The sequence below is a fragment of the Arthrobacter sp. 210 2 genome (assembly GCF_059093025.1).
Map to the genome: position 1 here is coordinate 158,094 of NZ_JBNHIE010000006.1, position 21,403 is coordinate 179,496.

21 protein-coding genes are annotated in these 21,403 nt (G+C 67.0%); 12 read left to right on the forward strand and 9 right to left on the reverse strand.

Annotated elements, in window-relative coordinates:
• The 4 genes from AC5RWA_RS13240 to AC5RWA_RS13255 are packed head-to-tail and all read right to left on the reverse strand — an operon-like array spanning position 1 to position 3,770.
• A complete protein-coding gene (locus tag AC5RWA_RS13240) occupies positions 1–1,467 on the reverse strand; it encodes a sodium/solute symporter (RefSeq protein ID WP_494058027.1) in 1,467 nt (488 codons plus the stop codon).
• A gap of 7 nt (positions 1,468–1,474) precedes the next feature.
• Positions 1,475–1,825, reverse strand: coding sequence for a DUF485 domain-containing protein (locus tag AC5RWA_RS13245; protein ID WP_115524136.1), 351 nt, complete (start codon positions 1,823–1,825; stop codon positions 1,475–1,477).
• Positions 1,822–2,538, reverse strand: coding sequence for a LytR/AlgR family response regulator transcription factor (locus AC5RWA_RS13250; protein ID WP_494057964.1), 717 nt, complete (start codon positions 2,536–2,538; stop codon positions 1,822–1,824). The genes AC5RWA_RS13245 and AC5RWA_RS13250 overlap by 4 nt, the downstream gene beginning before the upstream one ends.
• A 35-nt stretch (positions 2,539–2,573) precedes the next feature.
• Positions 2,574–3,770 carry a sensor histidine kinase gene (locus AC5RWA_RS13255; RefSeq protein ID WP_275724823.1) on the reverse strand — a complete coding sequence of 399 codons (1,197 nt, stop codon included), beginning with the start codon at positions 3,768–3,770 and terminating at the stop codon, positions 2,574–2,576.
• 182 nt (positions 3,771–3,952) lie between these two features.
• Between AC5RWA_RS13255 and AC5RWA_RS13260 the strand changes: the two genes are divergently transcribed.
• Together AC5RWA_RS13260 and AC5RWA_RS13265 are read left to right on the forward strand one after the other, a co-directional pair.
• On the forward strand, positions 3,953–4,333 hold the full coding sequence (locus tag AC5RWA_RS13260) for a DUF485 domain-containing protein (protein WP_079595543.1): 381 nt from the start codon (positions 3,953–3,955) through the stop codon (positions 4,331–4,333).
• Entirely contained in the window at positions 4,330–5,946 is a 1,617-nt protein-coding gene (locus AC5RWA_RS13265; RefSeq protein WP_079595542.1) for a monocarboxylic acid transporter, read from the forward strand. The genes AC5RWA_RS13260 and AC5RWA_RS13265 overlap by 4 nt, the downstream gene beginning before the upstream one ends.
• 111 nt (positions 5,947–6,057) lie before the next feature.
• Here the strand turns inward: AC5RWA_RS13265 and AC5RWA_RS13270 are convergent, their stop codons facing one another.
• From AC5RWA_RS13270 to AC5RWA_RS13285, 4 genes are all read right to left on the reverse strand, one after another.
• Positions 6,058–6,693 (reverse strand): hypothetical protein, encoded by a 636-nt coding sequence (locus AC5RWA_RS13270; protein ID WP_494057965.1) that lies wholly within the window; start codon positions 6,691–6,693, stop codon positions 6,058–6,060.
• Positions 6,694–6,698: 5 nt separating this feature from the next.
• Positions 6,699–7,103 carry a DUF4383 domain-containing protein gene (locus tag AC5RWA_RS13275; protein WP_115524139.1) on the reverse strand — a complete coding sequence of 135 codons (405 nt, stop codon included), beginning with the start codon at positions 7,101–7,103 and terminating at the stop codon, positions 6,699–6,701.
• A 137-nt stretch (positions 7,104–7,240) separates the two neighbouring features.
• Complete coding sequence (locus AC5RWA_RS13280) at positions 7,241–7,882, reverse strand: hypothetical protein (RefSeq protein WP_494057966.1); 642 nt, start codon at positions 7,880–7,882, stop codon at positions 7,241–7,243.
• 146 nt (positions 7,883–8,028) lie between these two features.
• A complete protein-coding gene (locus AC5RWA_RS13285) occupies positions 8,029–8,502 on the reverse strand; it encodes an Lrp/AsnC family transcriptional regulator (RefSeq protein ID WP_494057967.1) in 474 nt (157 codons plus the stop codon).
• Positions 8,503–8,696: 194 nt separating this feature from the next.
• Between AC5RWA_RS13285 and pdhA the strand changes: the two genes are divergently transcribed.
• The 3 genes from pdhA to AC5RWA_RS13300 are packed head-to-tail and all read left to right on the forward strand — an operon-like array spanning position 8,697 to position 12,282.
• Positions 8,697–9,866, forward strand: a complete 1,170-nt coding sequence (pdhA, locus tag AC5RWA_RS13290) for a pyruvate dehydrogenase (acetyl-transferring) E1 component subunit alpha (protein WP_494057968.1) — start codon at positions 8,697–8,699, stop codon at positions 9,864–9,866.
• On the forward strand, positions 9,866–10,876 hold the full coding sequence (locus tag AC5RWA_RS13295; protein WP_494057969.1) for an alpha-ketoacid dehydrogenase subunit beta: 1,011 nt from the start codon (positions 9,866–9,868) through the stop codon (positions 10,874–10,876). The genes pdhA and AC5RWA_RS13295 overlap by 1 nt, the downstream gene beginning before the upstream one ends.
• A gap of 8 nt (positions 10,877–10,884) precedes the next feature.
• Entirely contained in the window at positions 10,885–12,282 is a 1,398-nt protein-coding gene (locus AC5RWA_RS13300) for a dihydrolipoamide acetyltransferase family protein (protein ID WP_494057970.1), read from the forward strand.
• A gap of 113 nt (positions 12,283–12,395) precedes the next feature.
• Here AC5RWA_RS13300 and AC5RWA_RS13305 read toward each other — a convergent pair whose 3' ends face one another.
• Positions 12,396–13,127, reverse strand: coding sequence for an SACE_7040 family transcriptional regulator (locus tag AC5RWA_RS13305; protein WP_494057971.1), 732 nt, complete (start codon positions 13,125–13,127; stop codon positions 12,396–12,398).
• Positions 13,128–13,270: 143 nt separating this feature from the next.
• Here AC5RWA_RS13305 and AC5RWA_RS13310 point away from each other — a divergent pair, with 143 nt between their 5' ends.
• The 7 genes from AC5RWA_RS13310 to AC5RWA_RS13340 all read left to right on the forward strand — a co-directional run bounded on the left by AC5RWA_RS13310 (position 13,271) and on the right by AC5RWA_RS13340 (position 21,351).
• Positions 13,271–14,878 carry a carboxyl transferase domain-containing protein gene (locus AC5RWA_RS13310; protein ID WP_494057972.1) on the forward strand — a complete coding sequence of 536 codons (1,608 nt, stop codon included), beginning with the start codon at positions 13,271–13,273 and terminating at the stop codon, positions 14,876–14,878.
• 7 nt (positions 14,879–14,885) lie between these two features.
• Positions 14,886–17,114 carry an acetyl/propionyl/methylcrotonyl-CoA carboxylase subunit alpha gene (locus AC5RWA_RS13315; RefSeq protein ID WP_494057973.1) on the forward strand — a complete coding sequence of 743 codons (2,229 nt, stop codon included), beginning with the start codon at positions 14,886–14,888 and terminating at the stop codon, positions 17,112–17,114.
• Between the two features lie 2 nt (positions 17,115–17,116).
• The gene (locus AC5RWA_RS13320; RefSeq protein WP_494057974.1) at positions 17,117–18,280 is read left to right on the forward strand and encodes an acyl-CoA dehydrogenase family protein; all 1,164 of its coding nucleotides are present in this window, start codon (positions 17,117–17,119) and stop codon (positions 18,278–18,280) included.
• An 83-nt stretch (positions 18,281–18,363) separates the two neighbouring features.
• Positions 18,364–19,176, forward strand: a complete 813-nt coding sequence (locus tag AC5RWA_RS13325; RefSeq protein ID WP_476246900.1) for a CoA transferase subunit A — start codon at positions 18,364–18,366, stop codon at positions 19,174–19,176.
• Positions 19,177–19,178: 2 nt separating this feature from the next.
• Positions 19,179–19,955, forward strand: coding sequence for a CoA transferase subunit B (locus tag AC5RWA_RS13330; protein ID WP_079595528.1), 777 nt, complete (start codon positions 19,179–19,181; stop codon positions 19,953–19,955).
• Positions 19,952–20,515, forward strand: coding sequence for a MaoC family dehydratase (locus AC5RWA_RS13335; protein WP_494057975.1), 564 nt, complete (start codon positions 19,952–19,954; stop codon positions 20,513–20,515). Before AC5RWA_RS13330 ends, AC5RWA_RS13335 begins: the two co-directional genes overlap by 4 nt.
• Positions 20,512–21,351: an HpcH/HpaI aldolase/citrate lyase family protein gene (locus tag AC5RWA_RS13340; RefSeq protein WP_115524148.1), complete on the forward strand. Its 840-nt coding sequence runs from the start codon at positions 20,512–20,514 to the stop codon at positions 21,349–21,351. Before AC5RWA_RS13335 ends, AC5RWA_RS13340 begins: the two co-directional genes overlap by 4 nt.
• The last annotated feature ends 52 nt before the right edge of the window (positions 21,352–21,403 follow it).

Genomic DNA, 21,403 nt, shown 5'->3' on the forward strand with positions numbered 1-21,403 from the left:
TCAGCGTTCCGTAGCCAGCGGCCTTTCCGGCGTATGCAGGCGGGTCATGACCCGTGCCATGGTCTTCGGCACCCGTCCTGCCGTGGCCCGTGAGACCAGCACCATCACGGCAAACGCCGTGGGAACGGTCCATGCCGCAGGCTGGGCGAGCCAGGCGGGAATGCTCGCAGCGCCCGCCATGGCTCCGATGATCATGGCGCCGCCGCACAGCAGACCTCCGGTTACCATGCCCGCGATCGCGCCGGCGTCGGTCAGTCCCCGCCACCAGATGCCCAGCAGCAGCACCGGGCAGACGGTCGAGGCGGTGAAGGCGAACACCAGGCCCACGCTGCCGGCCAGCGCGAAGGAATCGGTCATGAACGCAAAGCCAAGCGGTACGACGGCGGATATTACGGCTGCGAGGCGGAACCCGCCGACGCCGCCGCCCAGGACGTCCTGGCTGATGACGCCGGCCAGGGAGACCACCAGCCCCGACGTGGTGGACAGGAACGCGGCGAAGGCGCCTGCCACCACCAGGGCCGAGAGCAGGTCACCGGCCGTACCGCCCACGAGTTCCCCGGGGAGCAGCAGCACCATGGCGTCGGCTTGGCCGGCTCGCGCCAGGCCCGGCGCAAACATCCTTCCCACCAAGCCGTACGCGGTGGGAAACAGGTAGAAGACGGACAGCAGCCCCAGGACGATCAGCGTGGTCCGCCGTGCCGACTGCCCGTCCGGGTTGGTGTAGAAGCGGACGAGGACGTGGGGCAGCCCGAGCGTTCCGAACAGGAGCGCCACCAGCAGGGACATGTTTTGGTACAGCCCGGCCGGGGGAGCATTGGTGGGGTTGGCGGCAGGCGGGGACAACTCCGGGGTCCCGTTCCCGGCAAGCATGAAGATGATGAACAGGATGGGGACGGCCAGGGCGGTGAGCTTGAGCCAGTACTGGAACGCCTGGACGAACGTGATGGACCGCATCCCGCCGGCAGCTACCGTGAGGCAGACGACGATCACCACCGCCACGGACCCCGCCCAGGACGGGAGGCCGGTGGTGATGCGAATGGTCAGGGCGGCGCCGTGCAACTGCGGCACGATGTAGAGCCATCCCACCAGCACCACCACCAGGCTGGTGACCTTGCGGACGGCGCGCGAATCCAGCCTCGCCTCGGTGAAGTCAGGAATGGTGTACGCGCCGGAACGCCGCAGCGGGGCCGCGACGAACAGCAGCAGCATCAGGTACCCGGCGGTGTATCCCACCGGAAACCACAGCGCGTCGGTTCCGGACAGCAGGATGAGTCCGGCCACACCCAGGAAGCTGGCGGCGGACAAGTACTCGCCGCCGATCGCCGAGGCATTCCACCATGGCCGGACGGTACGGGACGCAACGTAGAAATCGCCTGTGGTGCGCGAAATCCGCAGGCCGTAGAACCCGATGACGGCCGTCGCCACGGAAACCACGGCCACGGCAGCAATCGCGATGCCCGGGTTCACGCCGCCCTCACTGGTCACCGGCCAGGTCGCGGTAGCGGGCCTCATTGCGGGCCGCCGTCCGGATGTACAGCCAGGCGCTCAGCCCGATCACCGGGTAGATGCCGCCCCCGAGCAGCAGCCAGCCAAACGGAATACCGGCGATCCGGGTTTCGGCCAGGCCCGGCACCATGGCGAGCAGCAGCGGAAACGCGCCAAGGATCAGCAGGAACCCGCCGGCCACCACCAGGGCCAGCCGCAGCTGGGACCTGATCAGGGAACGGACAAAGACCTGGCCCACATCCGACTCCTGCGCCGCTTCCCGCGTCTCCTGGGCCGGGCGGGCCGCTGTGGTTGGAGCCGTCACCCGCACCCTGGTCATGACTGCGGCCTGATCCGGGTGGCCTCGAGCTTCTCCCGGACGGTGGGCAGGTGCCGCCTGCTGATGGGCAGGCCGGCGCCTGCCACCGTGACGCTGGGCCCGTCGGCAGCCAGCTTCATGGAGCTGACGTGCTTGAGCGCCACCAGGTAGGACCGGTGCGTGCGGATGAAGCCGGCCTCCGCCCACTGCTGCTCGAGTTCGGCCAGCGGCACCCTGATCAGGTAGCTGGCATCGGCTGTGTGCAGCCGCGCGTAGTCTCCCTGCGCCTGGACGTACGTGACGTCGTCGCGCCTGATCATCCTGGTGGTGCCGCCCTGGTCCACCGTGATCATCTCCGGGGCGCTGCCGCCGTCGCGCAGTTCACTGATGCGGCCCACCGAGCGGGCCAGGCGTTCGGCCCGGACGGGTTTGAGGAGGTAGTCGACGGCGGCGAGTTCGAAGGCGGCCAGGGCGTGTTCCTCGTCAGCCGTGACAAACACCACCGCCGGCGGGTTGCTGCTGGCGGAAATCGCCCGGGCAATGTCCAGGCCGGACACGGCCGGCATATGGATGTCCAGGAACACCGCGTCCACGGACCCGGCGGACAGCGCCCGGAGGGCTTCGCTGCCGGACGTCGCCCGGAGGACCGTGCCGATCCGTGAGTCCCTGCCCAGCAGGAATGCGAGCTCTTCCACCGCGGGCAGCTCATCGTCAACGACGAGGACGTTAATCATGCTCCTAGGTTAGCTTTCCGTCGGCAGTGGCCAGGTCACGCGTCGTGGCCGGGCTGGGACTTGGGCACCCGCATGGTGATCAGTGTCCCTTCGCCGGGAGCGGTTTCGATGACCAGGCCGTGGCCGTTGCCGTAGACCTGGCGCAGCCGGGCGTCCACGTTCCGCAGCCCCACGTGCTCCCCGTCGCTGTGGCCCGCGAGCATCGACTGCAGCTGTTCGGGGTCCATGCCCACGCCGTCGTCCTCGATGGTGACCTGGGCAAACGCGCCGGCGTCGTCCGCGGTGATGCTGATGTGGCCCGGTCCTTCCTTGGCCTCCAGCCCGTGCCGGACGGCGTTTTCCACCAGCGGCTGCAGGCTCAGGAACGGGATGACGGTGCCAAGCACCTCGGGCGCCACGCGCAGGCTGACCTGGACCCGCTCACCGAACCTCGCCCGTTCCAGGAGCAGATAGCGGTCAATGCACCGCAGTTCCTCGGCGAGCGTGGTGAAGTCCCCGTGCCGGCGGAAGGAATAGCGCGTGAAGTCGGCAAATTCCACCACCAGTTCCCGCGCCCGTGCCGGATCCGTGTTGATGAAGGATGCGATGGCGTTCAGCGAGTTATAGATGAAGTGGGGGCTGATCTGGGCGCGCAGCGCACGCACCTCGGCTTCCATCAGCTGCGTGCGGGAGGCGTCCAGCTCCGCGAGCTCCACCTGCACGGCCACCCAGTCCGCCACCTCGCTGGTGGCCCGGACCAGTCCTGCACCCACGGACGGCGCGAAGGCGGCGACGGCGCCCACCACCCGGGTGCCGGCACGGACGGGTGCGATGACAGCGGCGAGCGGGCCGCCGGTCGCGTCCGTGGCCGCGCTGGCCTCTCCGGCGGGGAGGACGGCTGTCCGGCCACCCGCCAGGACTCCGGCAGCAAGGTCCATCAGCCGGGGCTTCAGCTCCTCGCCTGCACCGTCCCACGCCAGCACACCGGAGGTGTCCGTAATGGCCAGGGCGTCACAACCGAGGAGGGTGCGTAGCTGCCGGCCGGCCTTCGCCGCGCCCGCGGGGTTGAGGCCGCGGCGCAGGTGCTGGCCAGCCTGGGACGCGGCGTGGAGCGTGTGGTACGTGGCACGCTCGGCGTCAGTGCCAAGGTCCCGGAAGGACCGGAGCACCTTGAGCCCCACGCCGACGACGACGGCGATGGCCATGGCGATGACGGCCACGGCCGCGGCGGTCAGGAGGGGGGAGTCCGGCATGCTGCCCAGCGTAGCGGCGGGTGCCGTTTGCCGCAGCATTCCGACCGCTGGGCGACCGCACCGGGGCCAGGTCTGGAAAGTAGCAGCCCGCGCGCAGCACAGTGATTGCAGTCACACTTCCGGTGTCCCAGCCCAGGGCCAACCGCCCGGTGTGTCCCGGCAAGTCTCAATGAGGAGGAACGATGGGTAACGATGCCCATACTCCGGACGCAGCGGCGTCCGTGGACTTTGAACAGGTCCAGTCGACCGGGCAGTTCCAGGAACTGCGCAAGCGACACCGCAGCTTTGTTTTCCCCATGGCAATCGCCTTCCTGCTGTGGTACTTCGCCTACGTCCTGCTCGCCGACTATGCCGTGGGCTTCATGTCCACCAAGGTCTGGGGCAACATCAACATCGGCCTGATCTTCGGACTGCTGCAGTTCGTCTCCACGTTCGCCATCACGGGCTGGTACGTCCACTACTCCAACAAGCGGCTGGACCCCATCGCCAAGGAGATCCGGGACGAGATTGAGGGCCACGAATTCGATAAGCAGGGCAACCGGGTAGGTGGAGTCAACAAATGATCAACATAGCTGCCGCGGTGGACGTCGCCGCACTTAAGGACACCACCCTGCTGAACATGGGCATCTTCGGCATCTTCGTGGCCGTCACCATGGTGATTGTGTTCCGGGCCAGCCGGAACAACAAGACGGCCGCTGACTACTACGCTGCCGGACGTTCCTTCACGGGCTCGCAGAATGGAACCGCCATCGCCGGCGACTACCTCTCGGCGGCCTCCTTCCTGGGCATCACGGGCGCCATCGCCATCAACGGGTATGACGGCTTCATGTACTCCATCGGCTTCCTGGTGGCCTGGCTGGTGGCGCTGCTCCTGGTGGCTGAACTGCTGCGCAACACCGGCAAGTTCACCATGGCCGACGTGCTCTCCTTCCGGCTGAAGCAGCGGCCCGTCCGGATCGCCGCGGCCATCTCCACCCTTGCCGTGTGCTTCTTCTACCTCCTGGCCCAGATGGCGGGTGCCGGCAGCCTGATCTCCCTGCTGCTGGGCATCAGCGACTGGGGCGGACAGGCACTGGTGATCATCGTCGTCGGCGCCCTCATGATCATGTACGTCCTGATCGGCGGCATGAAGGGCACCACCTGGGTCCAGATCATCAAGGCCATCCTGCTGATCGCCGGCGCGGCGGTCATGACGCTCTGGGTGCTGGCCATCTACGGCTTCAACCTCTCCAGCCTGCTCGGCGCGGCAGTGGAAACGGCCAACAACCCGGCCGTCCTCAACCCGGGCCTGCAGTACGGCAAGACCGAAACCTCCAAGCTCGACTTCATGTCCCTGGGCCTGGCCCTGGTCCTGGGAACTGCCGCCCTGCCCCACGTCCTGATGCGCTTCTACACGGTCCCCACGGCCAAGGAAGCCCGCAAGTCCGTGGTGTGGTCCATCTGGCTGATCGGCCTCTTCTACCTGTTCACCCTGGTCCTCGGCTACGGCGCCGCAGCCCTGGTGGGTCCCGAAACCATCAGGACCGCCCCGGGCGGCGTCAACTCGGCGGCTCCGCTGCTGGCCTTCTACTTGGGCGGGCCGCTGCTGCTGGGCTTCATCTCGGCCGTGGCCTTCGCCACCATCCTTGCCGTCGTGGCCGGCCTGACCATTACCGCAGCCGCGTCCTTCGCCCATGACATCTACGCCAGCGTCATCTCCAAGGGAAAGGCCGACGCCGACACCGAAGTTAAGGTGGCCCGCCGCACCGTGGTGGTCATCGGTGTCCTGGCCATCCTGGGCGGCATCCTCGCCAACGGGCAGAACGTGGCGTTCCTCGTGGCACTGGCCTTCGCCGTCGCGGCGTCGGCCAACCTGCCCACCATCATCTACTCACTGTTCTGGCGGAAGTTCACCACCCAGGGTGCGGTGTGGAGCATGTACGGTGGGCTGGGTGCGGCAATCGTGCTGATCATCTTCTCCCCGGTGGTGTCCGGCGGAGCAACGTCCATGATCAAGGACGCCAACTTCGCGCTCTTCCCGCTGAGCAACCCCGGCATTGTGTCCATCCCGCTGGCCTTCTTCCTGGGCTGGCTCGGAACCGTCCTCGACAAGAAGCGCGAAGACACCGCGAAGCAGGCCGAGATGGAAGTCCGGTCCCTCACCGGAGTGGGCGCCGAAAAGGCCGTCAACCACTGACGTTTCCAGTCCCTGCGGCCTCCAGGAACCGCCAGTAACAGAAAGAGCCTCCGTGCCGCTTCAAGCGGGAACGGAGGCTCTTTTTGTGGAGGGCCCTTTTGTGGAGGTCTCCTAGCGTTGGTGGTGCCCGCCGGTGGCGGGAGCGCCGCCGTGTTCGCCGTGCGGGACGGCGAACTGTCCGGCCGTTGAAGCGGCAAGTCCCGGCGTCGTAATTCCTGCCACTACAACTGCACCTGCGAAGGCGGCCAGCAGCAGCCGGCCGGGTTTGCCGGTGGGGACATTGCCCGCCGGAGGTACCCGTAGCTGTAGCTGTACGGAGGTCCGGCGCAGCCAGGCGAGCGCTGCAATGATCATCAGGGTCAGCAGCAGGGCGGCCGCCTGGCTCAGGTTAAGCCCGGACGTCCCCGGGGTGCTGAGGAGGATGGCAGCCACATGGACCCCGGCCGCTGCGACGAGGATCCAACCTGCCGCCCTGCCGCCCGGGACACTTCCCCTGGCCAGGTACACAACGGCACCGGCGAGGAGCCCGGCTCCCCAAAGCCCGGCAAGTCCGCCCGCCGCGTATCCAACCGCTCCAGGACCTTCCGCCCCCAACGCGAAGAAGCTCGAGGAGATGGCAAGATTGACCGTCCCGGCCCCGAAACCGGCGAAACCGGCGAAGAGCCGGACTGCCGCTGGCTTGGACCCCTCCCCGTCCGGCGGGGACGCCGGAAGGGACGGGATACTGGTTGCGGTCCGCTGGGACATGGTCCTTATGCCCGTACGGTTGCCGGGGACTTGTCGAGCGACAGGCCGACGCCCAGCAGGAGCACGGCGCTGGCAAGGTGCAGCACGTTGTCCGCACCGTTTAGCGCGATGATGTTCAGCGGGGAGGCCAGCAGGAAGAGGCCCAGCACGCCGACCAGCAGGTACACGGCGCCAACGGCGGTGTTCACGGTACGGGCGCTCGCGGTGCCCTTCACCCCGGCGAAAAGCAGTGCGGCGCCGATGGCGAGGTGGATGATGTTGTGCAGCGGATTGACTTCAAAAATGATGAGGTTGGCGCCCTCGGTGGCGGCGAAGCCAACGCCGGATGTGACGGCGAAGCCCAGGAGGCCGACCAGCAGGTAGACGGCTCCGAAGACGGTGGCGACGAGACGGTTGGGTGATGTGCGCATGGCCCGAATCCTTCCGGTAAGGCGGGTGGCTTGTTCCCCGCCGGAGTGCAGGTCCCTGGCCGGGACCCTCGGAAGCAATTCGGACCATGCAGGGGCGTGGATGGGTAAAAAATCAGCGCCCTTCCTCACGCGGCCGGTTACGCGGCGGGCCTCAGCTTGATGTTGGTCATCTTCAGCTCATCGGTGCCCTCGAACCGGTACGCGAGGTCCACGTTCTTGCCGTCGCAGGTGATGAGGCCGGCAACGTCCGCGGATTTAACGCCGTTTTCCGTGGCCACCTGGAGATCGTTGTAGGCCGGTTCGCAGGTATCGTCCATTCCCAGGCTTTCGACGCCGGCAATAAAGGACTCCTTGGACAGCTGCTCCTGCAGCGCCGGGTCCAGGTAGTCGTCGTAGGCTTTGGAGCTGTCGCCCGCGATCACCAGCTTGGTGAAGCCGTCGGCCAGGCCTTTGGCCTGGTTGGTGGCACTGCCGGCCACATTCACAAGGATGACGACGCCGAGGATCACCAGCAGCAGGACGCCGCCAATGCTTGCCAGGATGATCCACAGCTTCCGGCGGCTTTTCGCCGGGGGCTCCCCGGGGAGGCCGAAAGGGCCGGAACCCGGCTGCTCCGGTTGCGGCTGCCCGTACTGTGTTTGTCCGTACTGCGGCTGCCCGTACGGTGCTTGTCCGTAGGCCGGCTGGTTTCCGGCCGGAGGCTGCTGCGGCTGTTGGGGCAGCGGCTGGGGCCCGGAGCCGGTGCTGCCCGGCTGGTACGGTTCCTGGGGACTGCTCAAGGTGGGGCCTTTCCGAAGTGGTGCATGCACCGCCTGGTTGCGGAGCCGTCGTTCCGGTCCCGGCGGATATCTTGGACCAGCCTATAACCCGGGCCGCCGGCGCCGTACTCCAAACCAGCCGCCCGCCGTCGTAATTCATGCCACCGCTAGCTGCGGTCTGAACCCCGGTCCAGGAGGGGCTGCACCCGGAAGGGGATGAGTTCACCCATGGCCAGCGCGGTGTCTGTCCGGTCCACGCCGTCGCACGCGAGGATTTTCCCGTTGATACGGAACAGGTCTTCGGCGTCCAGTGCCACCACCCGCAGCAGCAGGTCGGCAGATCCGGTGAGGCCGTAGCCTTCCAGGATTTCCGGGATATCGGCCAGTTCCGTGGCCAGCCAGGTGAGCTTCTGCTGCTGGACATGCACGGAGATGAACGCCATCAGCGGATAACCCAGGGAGGCTGGATTGATGCGCCGTTCGAAGGACAGGAAGACGTGCTTTTTCTCCAGCTGGGACATCCGGGCCTGCACCGTGTTCCGGGAAAGGCCAAGCTTCTGGGCGAGTGCCACCACCGTTCTGCGGGGGTCCTGTGCCAGGGCCGAAAGGAGGCGGGTGTCGGTGCCATCCAGAGCTTGCATAATGCGCAACGCTAGCACGGTCCTGCGCTGCCAAACAGAGCATTGTGCTCAGTCGGCGCCGCGGTGGTTGTACCTCCTGAGCATTGTGAGTAGGGTCACAATATCCGGGGCAACGGCGCCCGGGAGGCCTGCGGATCAGGGGACCACAAGTTCCAACGCTGCAGGTCAACGACGTGAGAAGGTTGCGGGCTATCGTGTCTACAGACGGAACGGGCCAGGGCGGTACAAAGGCCCACAACAGCGCCCAGGGTACCCACGGACCTGCCCATGGGCTGGTCCAGCTGATCACTCCTTCCGGGGAACGGGTCAGCCATCCGGAATTCGATTTCTGGGTCAGGGACATCACGGACGAACAGCTGTGCTCGCTGTTCGAGGATATGAGTGTCATCCGACGCATCGACGTCGAGGCCACGGCCCTGCAGCGCCAGGGTGAACTCGCGCTCTGGCCCCCGCTGCTTGGCCAGGAGGCGGCGCAGATCGGTTCGGGCCGGTCCTTGCGCCCCGACGACTTCGTGTTCTCCAGCTACCGGGAAAACGGGGTGGCGTACTGCCGGGGCGTGGATCTGACGGACCTGGTCCGCGTCTGGCGCGGCAACGCATCAGCCGGGTGGGATCCCTACGCGGTTAACATGGCCACTCCGCAGATCATCATCGGCGCCCAGACCCTGCACGCCACCGGCTATGCCATGGGCATCCAGAACGACGGCGCCGACTCCGTAGCCGTCACCTATTTCGGGGATGGCGCAACCAGCGAGGGCGACGTCAACGAGGCCATGGTGTTTGCCGCCAGCTTCCAGGTTCCGGTCGTATTCTTCTGCACGAACAACCATTGGGCCATTTCCGAGCCCGTGCGGCTCCAGTCACACATCCAGCTCGCGGACAGGGCCACCGGCTTCGGAATCCCCAGCATGCGCGTGGACGGCAACGATGTCCTGGCCGTTATGGCTGCGACCCGCGTTGCCCTTGACCGGGCACGCCGCGGGGGCGGTCCCACGTTCATTGAAGCCGTCAGCTACCGGATGGGACCCCACACCACGGCCGACGACCCAACCCGGTACCGGGACCCCAACGAGCTTGAGGACTGGGCGGCAAAGGACCCGATCAGCCGGGTGGCGGCCCTGCTGGACCGGAAGGGGCTGCTGACCGACGAGCTGCAGCAGCAGGTTAAGGACAAGGCCGACACCGTGGCCCGCGAGATGCGCAACGGCTGCACCACCATGCCGGACCCGCAGCCGCTGGACGTCTTCAAGCACGTGTACAGCACACCCAACTCCTGGCTGGACCGGCAGCAGGAGCACTATGCCCGTTACCTGGCCTCCTTCGGTGATCCCGCCGGGGCCACTTCTGAAGAAGGTGCACGCTGATGACCCAGATGACCTTTGCCCGTGCCATCAACGCAGGCTTGCGCAAATCCCTCGAAAACGATCCCAAGGTGGTCCTCCTCGGCGAGGACATCGGTACCCTCGGGGGTGTCTTCCGGGTGACGGACGGGCTGCAGAAAGACTTCGGGAAACACCGCGTGGTGGACACCCCGCTCGCCGAATCCGCCATCGTGGGGACGGCCGTCGGCCTCGCATACCGGGGTTACCGGCCCGTGGTGGAAATCCAGTTTGACGGCTTTATTTACCCGGCGTTCGACCAGATCGTCAGCCAGGTGGCCAAGCTGCACTACCGTACGCGGGGAGCGGTGAAGATGCCCATCACCATCAGGGTCCCGTTCGGCGGGGGCATCGGCTCGCCCGAGCACCATTCCGAATCACCGGAAGCGTACTTCACGCACACCTCCGGGCTGCGCGTGGTGACCGTTTCCAACCCGCAGGACGCCTGCACCGTGATCCAGCAGGCCATCTCCTGCGATGACCCCGTCATTTACTTCGAACCCAAGCGCCGCTACCACGACAAAGCGGACGTGGATGATGCCGTTGACTTCCGCGCCGCAGCACCCATGGATCAGGCGCGGGTCCTCACCGAAGGCACCGACGTCACCCTTGTCGCCTATGGGCCCCTGGTCAAAACTGCCCTTGACGCCGCTGCAGCCGCCGCGGACGAGGGGATCTCCATCCAGGTCATCGACCTGCGCTCGCTGGCCCCCGTCGATTACGACACGGTTGTCGGCTCGGTCCGGCGCACCGGCCGCCTGGTCGTCACCCACGAAGCCGGGCAATCAGGCGGACTCGGGGCAGAGGTGGCGGCAAGCATCACGGAGCGCTGCTTCTACCACCTGGAAGCTGCACCGGTCCGGGTCACCGGCTTCGACATTCCGTACCCCTATTCGAAGCTGGAGATGCACCACCTGCCCGGCCTGGACCGCATCCTCGACGGCGTGGACCGGGCCCTCGGCCGGCCCAACTCCCTCAGCGGGCTGGAAGGATGAGCGTCACCATGATCAAGGAATTCCGGCTCCCGGACCTGGGTGAAGGACTCACCGAGTCCGAGATCCTCAGCTGGAAGGTGGGAGTGGGCGACACTGTCACCCTGAACCAGGTGATCGCCGAGGTCGAAACCGCCAAGGCAGTGGTGGAACTGCCGTCACCGTTCGCCGGAGTCATCAAGGAGCTCCACGAACAGCCCGGAACCATCGTCGAGGTGGGCAAACCGATCGTGTCGTTTGAAGTGACGGACGACGCCGGCACGCCACCTTCCGCGTCAGGTGACACTGCCGCCGGGGTGCGGGAGGCGGAGGAAGGGGAGGCGCCTAAGAGGCAACCGAACCTGGTGGGGTACGGCGCCGTCGTCGAAAGCTCCGGACGCCCCACCCGCCGGCCCCGGAACTTCGCCGCCCCGGTGGTTGAGCCTATCCAAACCAGGCCCGCCGTTGAGCCGGTCGAAACCACGCCTGTCGAAACCCAGCCTGTCGAAACCCAGTCTGCCGAAACGACGCCGGGTGAGCGGCCCCGCTCCACCCCGCCGGTGCGCAAGCTGGCCAAGGATCTCGGCGTGGACCTGGCGGCAGTCACCGGCACTGGCCCGTCCGGTCTTATCACCCGGGAGGACGTGCAGTCCTACCTTGAGGGCACGCCGACAGAAGCGCCGGGCGCCGACCGGCCGGTTCCGGACAGCCGGGAAACCGGAGCGGGGGAGCGGGAAACCCGGACCCCCATCAAGGGTGTCCGGAAATTTACGGCCGCGGCGATGGTGGAAAGTGCCTTCACCGCCCCGCACGTCACGGAGTTCCTCACCGTTGACATCACTCCGAGCATGGAGCTCCTTGCCAGGCTGAAGGGCAGCCGGGAATTCTCGGCCTTGAAGCTGACGCCCCTGACCCTCGCGGCGAAGGCAGTGCTCATCGCCCTGCGGCGCAATCCCGCCCTGAATGCCCGCTGGGATGAAGCGAACCAGGAGATCGTCACCTTCAACTACGTGAACCTGGGCATTGCGGCAGCCACGCCGCGCGGACTGACGGTGCCGAACATCAAGGATGCCGATGCAATGTCCCTTGCGCAGCTGGCTGAAGCGTTGACGGCCCTCACCGAAACTGCCCGTGCGGGAAAGACCACTCCGGCCGACCTCTCCGGGGGAACTGTTTCGATCACGAATATCGGCGTCTTCGGCATCGACGCCGGCACACCCATCCTCAACCCGGGGGAAGCGGCCATCCTTGCCATCGGCGCCGTGCGGACCATGCCGTGGGAATACCGTGGCGAGGTGGCCCTGCGGCAGATCATGACACTCAGCCTGTCCTTCGACCACCGGCTGGTGGACGGCGAACAGGGATCGAGGTTCCTGGCCGACGTCGGGGCCATCCTGGCCGAACCCGGCATGGTCCTGGCCATGGTCTAGGTACGGGGCTCCGGCCGCAGCCAGGCACGGGCGTCCCTTCCCCGCATGAGCGCTGCTGCCCGGCATCGTTCATGCGGGGCCGGGCCGTCGTTGCCCGGGACGCGGGCCAGCGGCTACACGGCCGCCGGGTTGTCTACGGTGAGGGCCGCCAGCGCCATCCCCTCAAGCAGCGGCCGGGCAGCCGCGGCCGCGATCCTGCGGCCGTGGCTGCGCACGGAATGCGGCGTGGAATTGATGAGGCCAAAGGTGGCGTGCGCGCGCATCCGGAGCTCCGAGGTATCGGTGCCGGGGTGCAGCCTGGCGAGCACGTCCACCCACACCTCCACATAGCTGCGCTGGAGGGCCCGCACCGCGGCCTGGTCCTGCTCGGAGAGGTTGCTGAAATCCCGGTCCTGGACCCGGATCACGTCCGGCTTGCCCAAGGCAAAGTCAACCTGGAACTCCACCAGCTGCCGCAGGGCGGTCAGGGGGTCCGGGCTGTCCTCCGCCACTTTGCGGCCGCCGTCCAGCAGCTCCTCGCTGACCGTTACCAGCAGATCCGCCAGGACCGCCTGCTTGCCGGGAAAGTGACGGTACACGGCCGGGCCGCTGACGCCTGCTGCTGCTCCAAGGTCCTCCAGCGACACCCGGTTGAAGCCGTTCACGGCAAACAGGGAGGCGGCGGCGGTCAGCAGCGCCTGGCGGCGGTTCTCCTTCGCCTTGCTGCGCTGGGTTGAACTGCGGTGCTGGGCTGCATTCCCCTGCTGGGTTGCACTGCCCTGCTGGGCTGCATCGCCGTGCTGAGTCGTACTGCTCTGCTGGGCCGGCGTGCGTTCGCTGGTCTGCGTTGCGTCGGTGCTGCGCACATTTCCTCCTCGGACCCGCAGATTCTAGCAAGACGCCTCTGTGTTGGACATCACAGTTAATAGAGACTAACCTGAATTTCAGTTATTCATCACTAACCGAGTTGGCTCCTGCCGGCCTGGTTTGCACAGGAATGGACCCGTCGATGGAGACCCTTGTCAGCCTGCTGGACACCAGCAGCCAGGCGTTCGGCGCCAACCGCGAAGCGCAGCTCCAGCTGGCGGAGGACCTGCGGAAACGGTTGGCAGACGCCGCCCTGGGGGGTCCCCAGAAGTCCCGGGAACGCCACGTGGCGCGGGGAAAACTCCTGCCCCGCGAGCGCATCGACCAGCTGCTGGATGACGGCAGCCCCTTCCTCGAAATTGCACCCCTCGCCGCCACCGGGATGTACAACGACGAAGCTCCCGGCGCGGGGGTCATCGCCGGCATTGGCCTGGTGCACGGACGCCATGTCCTGGTCATCTCCAACGACGCCACGGTCAAAGGCGGCACCTACTATCCGATGACCGTCAAGAAGCACCTGCGGGCCCAGGAAGTCGCACTCGAGAACCGGCTGCCGTGCATCTACCTGGTTGATTCGGGCGGGGCATTCCTGCCCAAGCAGGACGAGGTTTTTCCGGACAAAGAGCACTTCGGCCGCATCTTCTACAACCAGGCGCGCCTCTCAGCGGCAAAAATCCCGCAGATCGCCGCGGTGATGGGCTCCTGCACTGCCGGCGGCGCCTACGTCCCGGCCATGAGCGATGAAACCGTCATCGTCCGCAACCAGGGCACCATCTTCCTGGGCGGCCCGCCGCTGGTGAAGGCCGCCATCGGCGAAATTGTCACGGCCGAGGAGCTCGGCGGCGGGGACGTGCATTCGCGGATCTCGGGGGTGACCGACCATTTGGCGGAAAACGACCACCACGCCCTGCAGATCATCCGCGACATCGTGGCCACGCTGCCCAGACCGGCGGCCCCCGCGTGGGACGTGGAACCCGCCGTCGGGCCTGCCGCACGCACGGAGGAGCTGTACGGGGCAGTCCCCACGGACGTCAACGCCCCCTACGACGTCCATGAGGTCATCGCCAGGCTGGTTGACGGCAGCAGGTTCCACGAGTTCAAGAAGGACTACGGCACCACCCTGGTCACCGGCTTCGCCCGCCTCCACGGCCATCCGGTGGGCATCGTGGCCAACAACGGCGTGCTGTTCAGCGAGTCGTCCCTCAAAGGCGCACACTTCATCGAGCTTTGCGACCAGCGCGGCATCCCCCTGGTGTTCCTGCAGAACATCTCGGGCTTCATGGTGGGCAGGGACGCGGAGCAGGGCGGCATCGCCAAGAACGGGGCAAAAATGGTCACGGCCGTGGCCACCGCCAGGGTCCCCAAGTTGACGGTGGTGATCGGCGGTTCCTTCGGCGCCGGCAACTACTCCATGTGCGGCCGCGCCTATTCGCCGCGGTTCCTCTGGATGTGGCCGGCAGCCCGGATCTCGGTGATGGGCGGCAACCAAGCGGCAAGCGTGCTGGCCACTGTGAAGCGGGACCAGTACGAAGCGGCCGGCGAGGAATGGTCAGCCCGGGATGAGGAAGAGTTCAAGGCCCCCATCCGCCGGCAATACGAGGACCAGGGCAGCCCGTACTACTCCACGGCCCGGCTCTGGGACGACGGCGTCATCGACCCCGCGGATACCCGCACCGTCCTGGGCCTGGCCCTGGACGTCGTCTCCCGCACCCCCTTGCCGGAAACCTCTTTCGGCCTCTTCCGGATGTGAGCCAGCCATGACCCTGCACTCAACGACGAGCATCACCGCACCCGGCACGGCCGCCGCCCGCCAACCGTTGTTCGGCACGGTCCTGGTGGCAAACCGTGGCGAAATCGCGTGCCGCGTCATCAGGACCCTCCGCGCCCTGGGCATCCGCTCGGTGGCCGTGTACAGCGATGCCGACGCCGGCGCCCGGCACGTCCGCGAAGCTGACTCGGCCGTGCGGATCGGCCCGGCGGCCGCCGCCGAGAGCTACCTGAACATCGAGGCGGTCATCGGGGCCTGCCGGCAGACCGGGGCCGAGGCTGTGCACCCGGGCTACGGCTTCCTGAGCGAGAACGTGGAGTTTGCCCGCGCCCTGGAAAAGGCCGGCATCACGTTCATCGGGCCAGACGTGGAAGCCCTGAACATCATGGGGGACAAGATCCGCTCCAAAAACCACGTGGCGGGCTACGGCGTCCCGGTGGTTCCCGGCGTGGCACGCCCGGGCATGACGGACGCTGACCTGGTGGAGGCTGCCGCCGCCGTCGGATTTCCGCTCCTGATCAAGCCCTCCGCGGGAGGCGGCGGCAAGGGCATGCACGCGGTGGAAACCCCGGAGGACCTTCCCGGAGTCCTTGCCACTGCCCGGCGGGTGGCGGCCAGCGCGTTCGGTGACGACACCCTGTTCCTGGAACGGCTGGTGACCACCCCGCGGCATATTGAGGTCCAGGTATTGGCGGACAACCACGGCAACGTCATCCACCTTGGCGAACGCGAATGCTCCCTGCAGCGGCGGCACCAGAAAGTGATCGAAGAAGCCCCGTCGCCCTTGCTGGAAAGCCTGCCCAACGGGCCGGAAGTCCGGGCCCGCATCGGCGAGGCCGCCTGCAACGCCGCTCGCAGCGTGAACTACAGCGGCGCCGGAACAGTGGAGTTCCTGGTATCCGATGACGCCCCGGACGAGTTCTTCTTTATGGAGATGAACACCCGCCTGCAGGTTGAGCACCCCGTTACGGAGATGGTCACGGGCGTGGACCTCGTTGAATGGCAGGTCCGGATTGCCGCGGGTGAGGAACTGACCGTCCGGCAGGCCGACGTCGTCCTGGAAGGCCACGCCGTGGAGGCGCGTGTGTACGCCGAAGTGCCGGAAAAGAACTTCCTGCCGTCCACCGGGCGGGTTTACCTGCTTGACGAGTTGCCGGACGGAGGGGAGGGACGGATCCGGGTGGATTCGTCACTGGTCGAAGGGCTGCAGCTGTCGTCGAGCTACGACCCGATGATGGGCAAGGTCATCGCCTGGGGTGCGGACCGGGCAGCCGCACTGGACACCCTGGACGGGGCGCTCGCCGGCTACACCGCGCTGGGCCTGGACACCAATGTGGAGTACCTCCGGCTCCTGATCAACGATCCCGATGTCCGGAACGGCCACCTGGATACCGGCCTCATTGAGCGGAAGCTGCCTGGCTTTGCTTTTCGCCGCGTCGATGAGGCCGAGCTGGTGGCCGCGGCCCTGTTCGTTGTCCAAGCCGGTGACCGGGCACCACAGGCGGCCGGTCCCTGGCACGCGGGTAATGGCTGGCGTCTGGGAGCTCCCGCTCCCCGGCGGGTGAGCCTGGGAACGCCCGACGGCGGCGTGGCCACCGTTGCGGTCAGCGGCAGCCCCGCCGCGGGAGACATCATCGTGGCGGTCGACGGCGGTGCCCGCCGCACAGCCTCTCTTCGCTTTTCACGGCGAGGCCACGCGGAGCTGGCCCTCGACGGCGACGTCCACGAGTATGCGCTGGCTCCGGTCTACCCGGGGCCACTCCACCCAGGGCCATCCTTCCCCGAAAACGGCACTGCGGAACCCCGCCAGAGGGAGTCGGGGACCCCGCCGTCGGACGCCCCCTTGGAACTGTTCCTCGGCAACGAAGGCTGGTCCTGCCGGCTGGAGGTGCTGAGCCGTGAGGCGCGGCTCGAACGCGTCCTGTCGGCGATCCAGCGGGAGGAAGGATCGGCGGACCCGGCCGTGCGTTCACCGATGCCCGGCACGGTGGTGTCCGTCCCGGTGGCCGACGGGGACGTCGTGGAAGCCGGCCAGGTCCTGGCTTCGGTGGAGGCCATGAAGATGGAACACCAGCTGCTGGCGCCGCTGGCCGGGACGGTGCACCTTACCGCCCGGCCCGGCGACCTGGTGAAGGCGGACCAGATCCTGGCCACCATCCATCCAGCCGGTGCCCCGGAACAGCCACAAGACAGTTTGACGAATGGCAAAGGAGCCTAGACATGGCAGGTTTTGAACTTACCGAGGAATACCAGGACCTCAGCGACACCGTCCGCGACTTCGCGGACACCGTGGTGGCCCCGGTATCGGCCAAGCACGACGAGGAGCACAGCTTCCCCTACGAAGTCGTGAAGCAGATGGCGGAGATGGGCCTGTTCGGCCTGCCCTTCCCGGAGGAGTTCGGCGGAATGGGCGGGGACTACTTCGCCCTCGCCCTGGCACTGGAACAGCTGGGCCGGGTGGACCAGTCCGTCGCCATCACCCTGGAAGCCGGCGTCTCCCTGGGCGCCATGCCCGTGTACCGCTTCGGCACGGACGCCCAGAAGGAGGAATGGCTCCCCATGCTGGCGTCCGGCCAGGCGCTCGCGGGCTTCGGGCTGACGGAACCCGAAGCCGGGTCAGACGCCGGCGGCACCAAAACCCACGCCCGGCGCGAGGGTGGCCAGTGGGTGATCAACGGCAACAAGGAGTTCATCACCAATTCCGGGACGGACATCACCCGGCTGGTCACGGTGACCGCAGTCACCGGACAGAAGGAGCGTCCGGACGGCAGCCTGCAGAAAGAGATCTCCACCATCCTGGTGCCCACCGACACGCCCGGATTCAAGGCGGAAAAGCCCTACAACAAAGTGGGATGGAACGCCTCGGACACCCACCCGCTCACGCTAAAGGACGTCCGCGTCCCGGAAGAAAACCTGCTGGGTGCCGAAGGCCGCGGCTACGCCAACTTCCTCTCCATCCTGGACGAGGGCCGCATCGCCATCGCAGCCCTCGCCACCGGCGCCGCCCAGGGATGCGCGGACCTGTCCGTCAAATATGCCAAGGAGCGCAGGGCCTTCGGCCAGGAGATCGGCAAGTACCAGGCCATCTCCTTCAAGATCGCCCGCATGGAAGCCAGGGCCCACACCGCCCGCCTGGCCTACTACGATGCAGCCGCCCGGATGCTCGCCGGAAAGCCGTTCAAGACGCAGGCGGCCATCGCTAAGATGGTCGCAGGCGAGGCGGCCATGGACAACGCGCGGGATGCCACCCAGGTATTCGGCGGCTATGGCTTCATCAACGAGTTCACCGTGGCACGCCACTACCGCGACTCCAAGATCCTTGAAGTGGGGGAGGGCACCACGGAGGTCCAGCTGATGCTGATCGCCCGCGAACTGGGACTCTAGCGGGTCCGCTGGGCGGTAGAGCCGTCCGGTGGTCCAGCCTGTCCCGGTGGTCGAGCCTGTCGAGACCCTTGAAAGGACCAACGATGATCAACAAGGTTGTTGCCAGCGCCGACGAAGCCGTGGCGGACATCCCGGACGGCGCCTCCCTGGCCGTAGGCGGATTCGGACTCTGCGGGATTCCGGTCACCCTCATCGACGCCCTGCACCGTGCCGGCACCTCCGGACTGGAAACGGTCAGCAACAACTGCGGTGTGGACGACTGGGGGTTGGGCATCCTGCTCCGGGACGGGCGCATCCGCCGCACCATCAGCTCCTATGTGGGCGAGAACAAAGAGTTCGCCCGGCAATACCTGGCCGGGGAGCTGGAAGTGGTCCTCACGCCCCAGGGCACCCTCGCGGAGAAGCTGCGCGCCGGCGGCGCCGGGATCCCTGCCTTCTTCACCAAGGCGGGGGTGGGCACGCAGGTTTCCGACGGCGGCCTGCCGCAAAAGTACGACGCCGACGGCGGGATCGCGGTGGCATCGGAACCGAAGGAGGTGCGCTCCTTCGCCGGGGTTGACTACGTGCTGGAGGAGGCCTTGACGCCGGACTTCGGGCTGGTCCACGCGTGGAAGGGCGACCGGCACGGCAATCTCGTCTTCCACGCCACGGCCATGAACTTCAACCCGCTCTGCGCCATGGCCGGCCGCATCACCATCGCCGAGGTGGAAGAACTTGTGGAGCCGGGAGAACTGGACCCGGAACACATCCACACCCCCGGCATTTTCGTGCAGCGCGTAGTCCTGGCTTCCAACGCCGAGAAACGCATTGAAAAGCGGACCGTGGCGCTGGCGGCCCCGGCCTCCGGAGGAGGTTCCGTCCAGGGACCCGGCAGCAACCAGCAGGCAGGAGCTTAGCCATGGATCCCAACAGCCCCTACGCTCCGCGGCCCGAAGGCGTCCGTCCCGAGTACCGCCGCGCACCCTCCCAGCAGCACGCCGCCACCGGCGATGCGGCAGGCGAAGCCGAAACCAAAGGCTGGACGCGCAACGAACTGGCCGCCCGGGTGGCCATGGAGCTCAGCAACGGCCAGTACGTGAACCTCGGAATCGGGATGCCCACGCTGATCCCCAACTACATTCCCGCCGGTGTGGAAGTGGTGCTGCACTCCGAAAACGGAATCCTCGGCGTCGGCCCTTATCCGGCGGAGGATGCCGTGGACCCCGACCTGATCAATGCCGGCAAGGAAACCGTCACCGTCAACAAGGGCGCAGCATTCTTTGACTCCGCTTCGTCCTTCGGGATGATCCGGGGCGGCCACGTGGACGTTGCCGTCCTGGGAGCCATGGAGGTGGCCGCAAACGGAGACCTGGCCAACTGGATGATCCCGGGCAAGATGGTCAAGGGCATGGGCGGGGCCATGGACCTGGTGTTCGGCGCCAAGAAGGTCATCGTGATGATGGAGCACGTGGACCGCAGCGGCCGGCCCAAAATCGTCCAGGAGTGTTCGCTCCCGCTGACCGGCAAGGGGTGCGTGGACCGGATCATCACAGACCTCGCCGTCATCGACGTCGTCAAGGACACCTCAGGATCGCGCCTGGTGCTGCGCGAACTGGCACCCAACGTCTCCGCGGAGGACGTCGCCGCAGCCACCGGTGCCGAGCTGTTCGAAGAAGACCAGGAACTCACGGTATGACCGGGAACGAGGCTTCAACGAGCCCTACCACGGGCTCTGCCTCCGGCGCCCCGCGCGTCATCGAGCAGCGCGGGCTGTACTTCGATGAACTGGAAGAAGGGGTGGTTTACGCGCACCGTCCCGGCCGCACGGTGACCGAGGCGGACAATGTCCTGTTCACCACCCTCACCATGAACACGCAGGCCCTGCACCTCGACGCGGCCTGGAGCGCCGGCCAGCCTTTTGGCCAGCGGCTGGTCAATTCCATGTTCACGCTTTCCACGGTGGTGGGCCAATCCGTCACCCAGTTGACGCAGGGGACCATCATCGCCCAGCTGGGCCTGACCGACGTGTCCTTCCCGCACCCGCTGTACCACGGGGACACCCTCTATACGGAGACCGTGATCGCCGGGAAGCGGCTCTCGCAATCACGGCCGGGCCAGGGGGTCGTCACCATGCAGCACACCGGCCGGAACCAGGACGGCGCCGTGGTGGCGCTCGCAACCCGAAGCTGCCTGATGTGGACCCGGGACGCACATACCAGGCAGCCCGGCAACGGACAGGAGACAATGCCGGTATGACCTTTGTGATGGGCCCTGCCCTGCTCTTTTGCCCTGCTGACCGGCCGGAACGCTACCAGAAGGCCGCCACCCGCGCCGATGCCGTCATCCTGGACCTCGAAGACGCCGTTGCCCCTGCCGACAAGCAGCGCGCCCGGGGTGCCATCCTTGCCCAGGTGGGGGCCACCGGCGACGTCCCGGAACTGGATCCCAGCCGGACCATCATCAGGGTGAACCCGGCCGGGACGGAGGAATTCGAAAAAGATCTGCACTCCCTGGCACACACGCCCTACCGCACGGTCATGCTGGCAAAGGCGGAAAGTGCCGAGCAGTTGAAAGCGCTTGAGGCCTACCAGGTCATCGCACTCTGTGAGACTGCCCTCGGCATCCTGAATGCGCCGGCCATTGCCGCCGCCCCCAACGTGGTTGCGCTGATGTGGGGAGCCGAGGACCTGCTGGCAACCCTGGGCGGTACGTCCAGCCGCGGGGACGACGGCGGCTACCGGGCCGTGGCGCTGCATGCCCGGTCATCGGTCCTTCTGGCTGCCCGCGCTTTCGGCAAGGAAGCGGTGGACGCCGTGTATGTCAACATCCCGGATCTCACAGGCCTGGCGGCGGAAGCGGCCGATGCCGTTGCGTCGGGCTTCAGTTCCAAAGCCTGCATCCACCCCAGCCAGGCCGCCGTGGTGCGGGGCGCCTACGCTCCTTCCGAGGCGGACGTGGCCGCGGCCTCAGCCCTGCTGCAGGCTGCCCGGACCGCCGGTTCCGGTGTTTTCCAGCACGAGGGAAAGATGATCGACGGGCCCATCCTGAAGCACGCCGAGGCCATCATCCGCCGGGCGGGGGAGCACGCCTAAAGCCTTGCAGGGACCAGGCTGCCCTGGAGTCCGGCGCCGGTTTCCGCGTTGG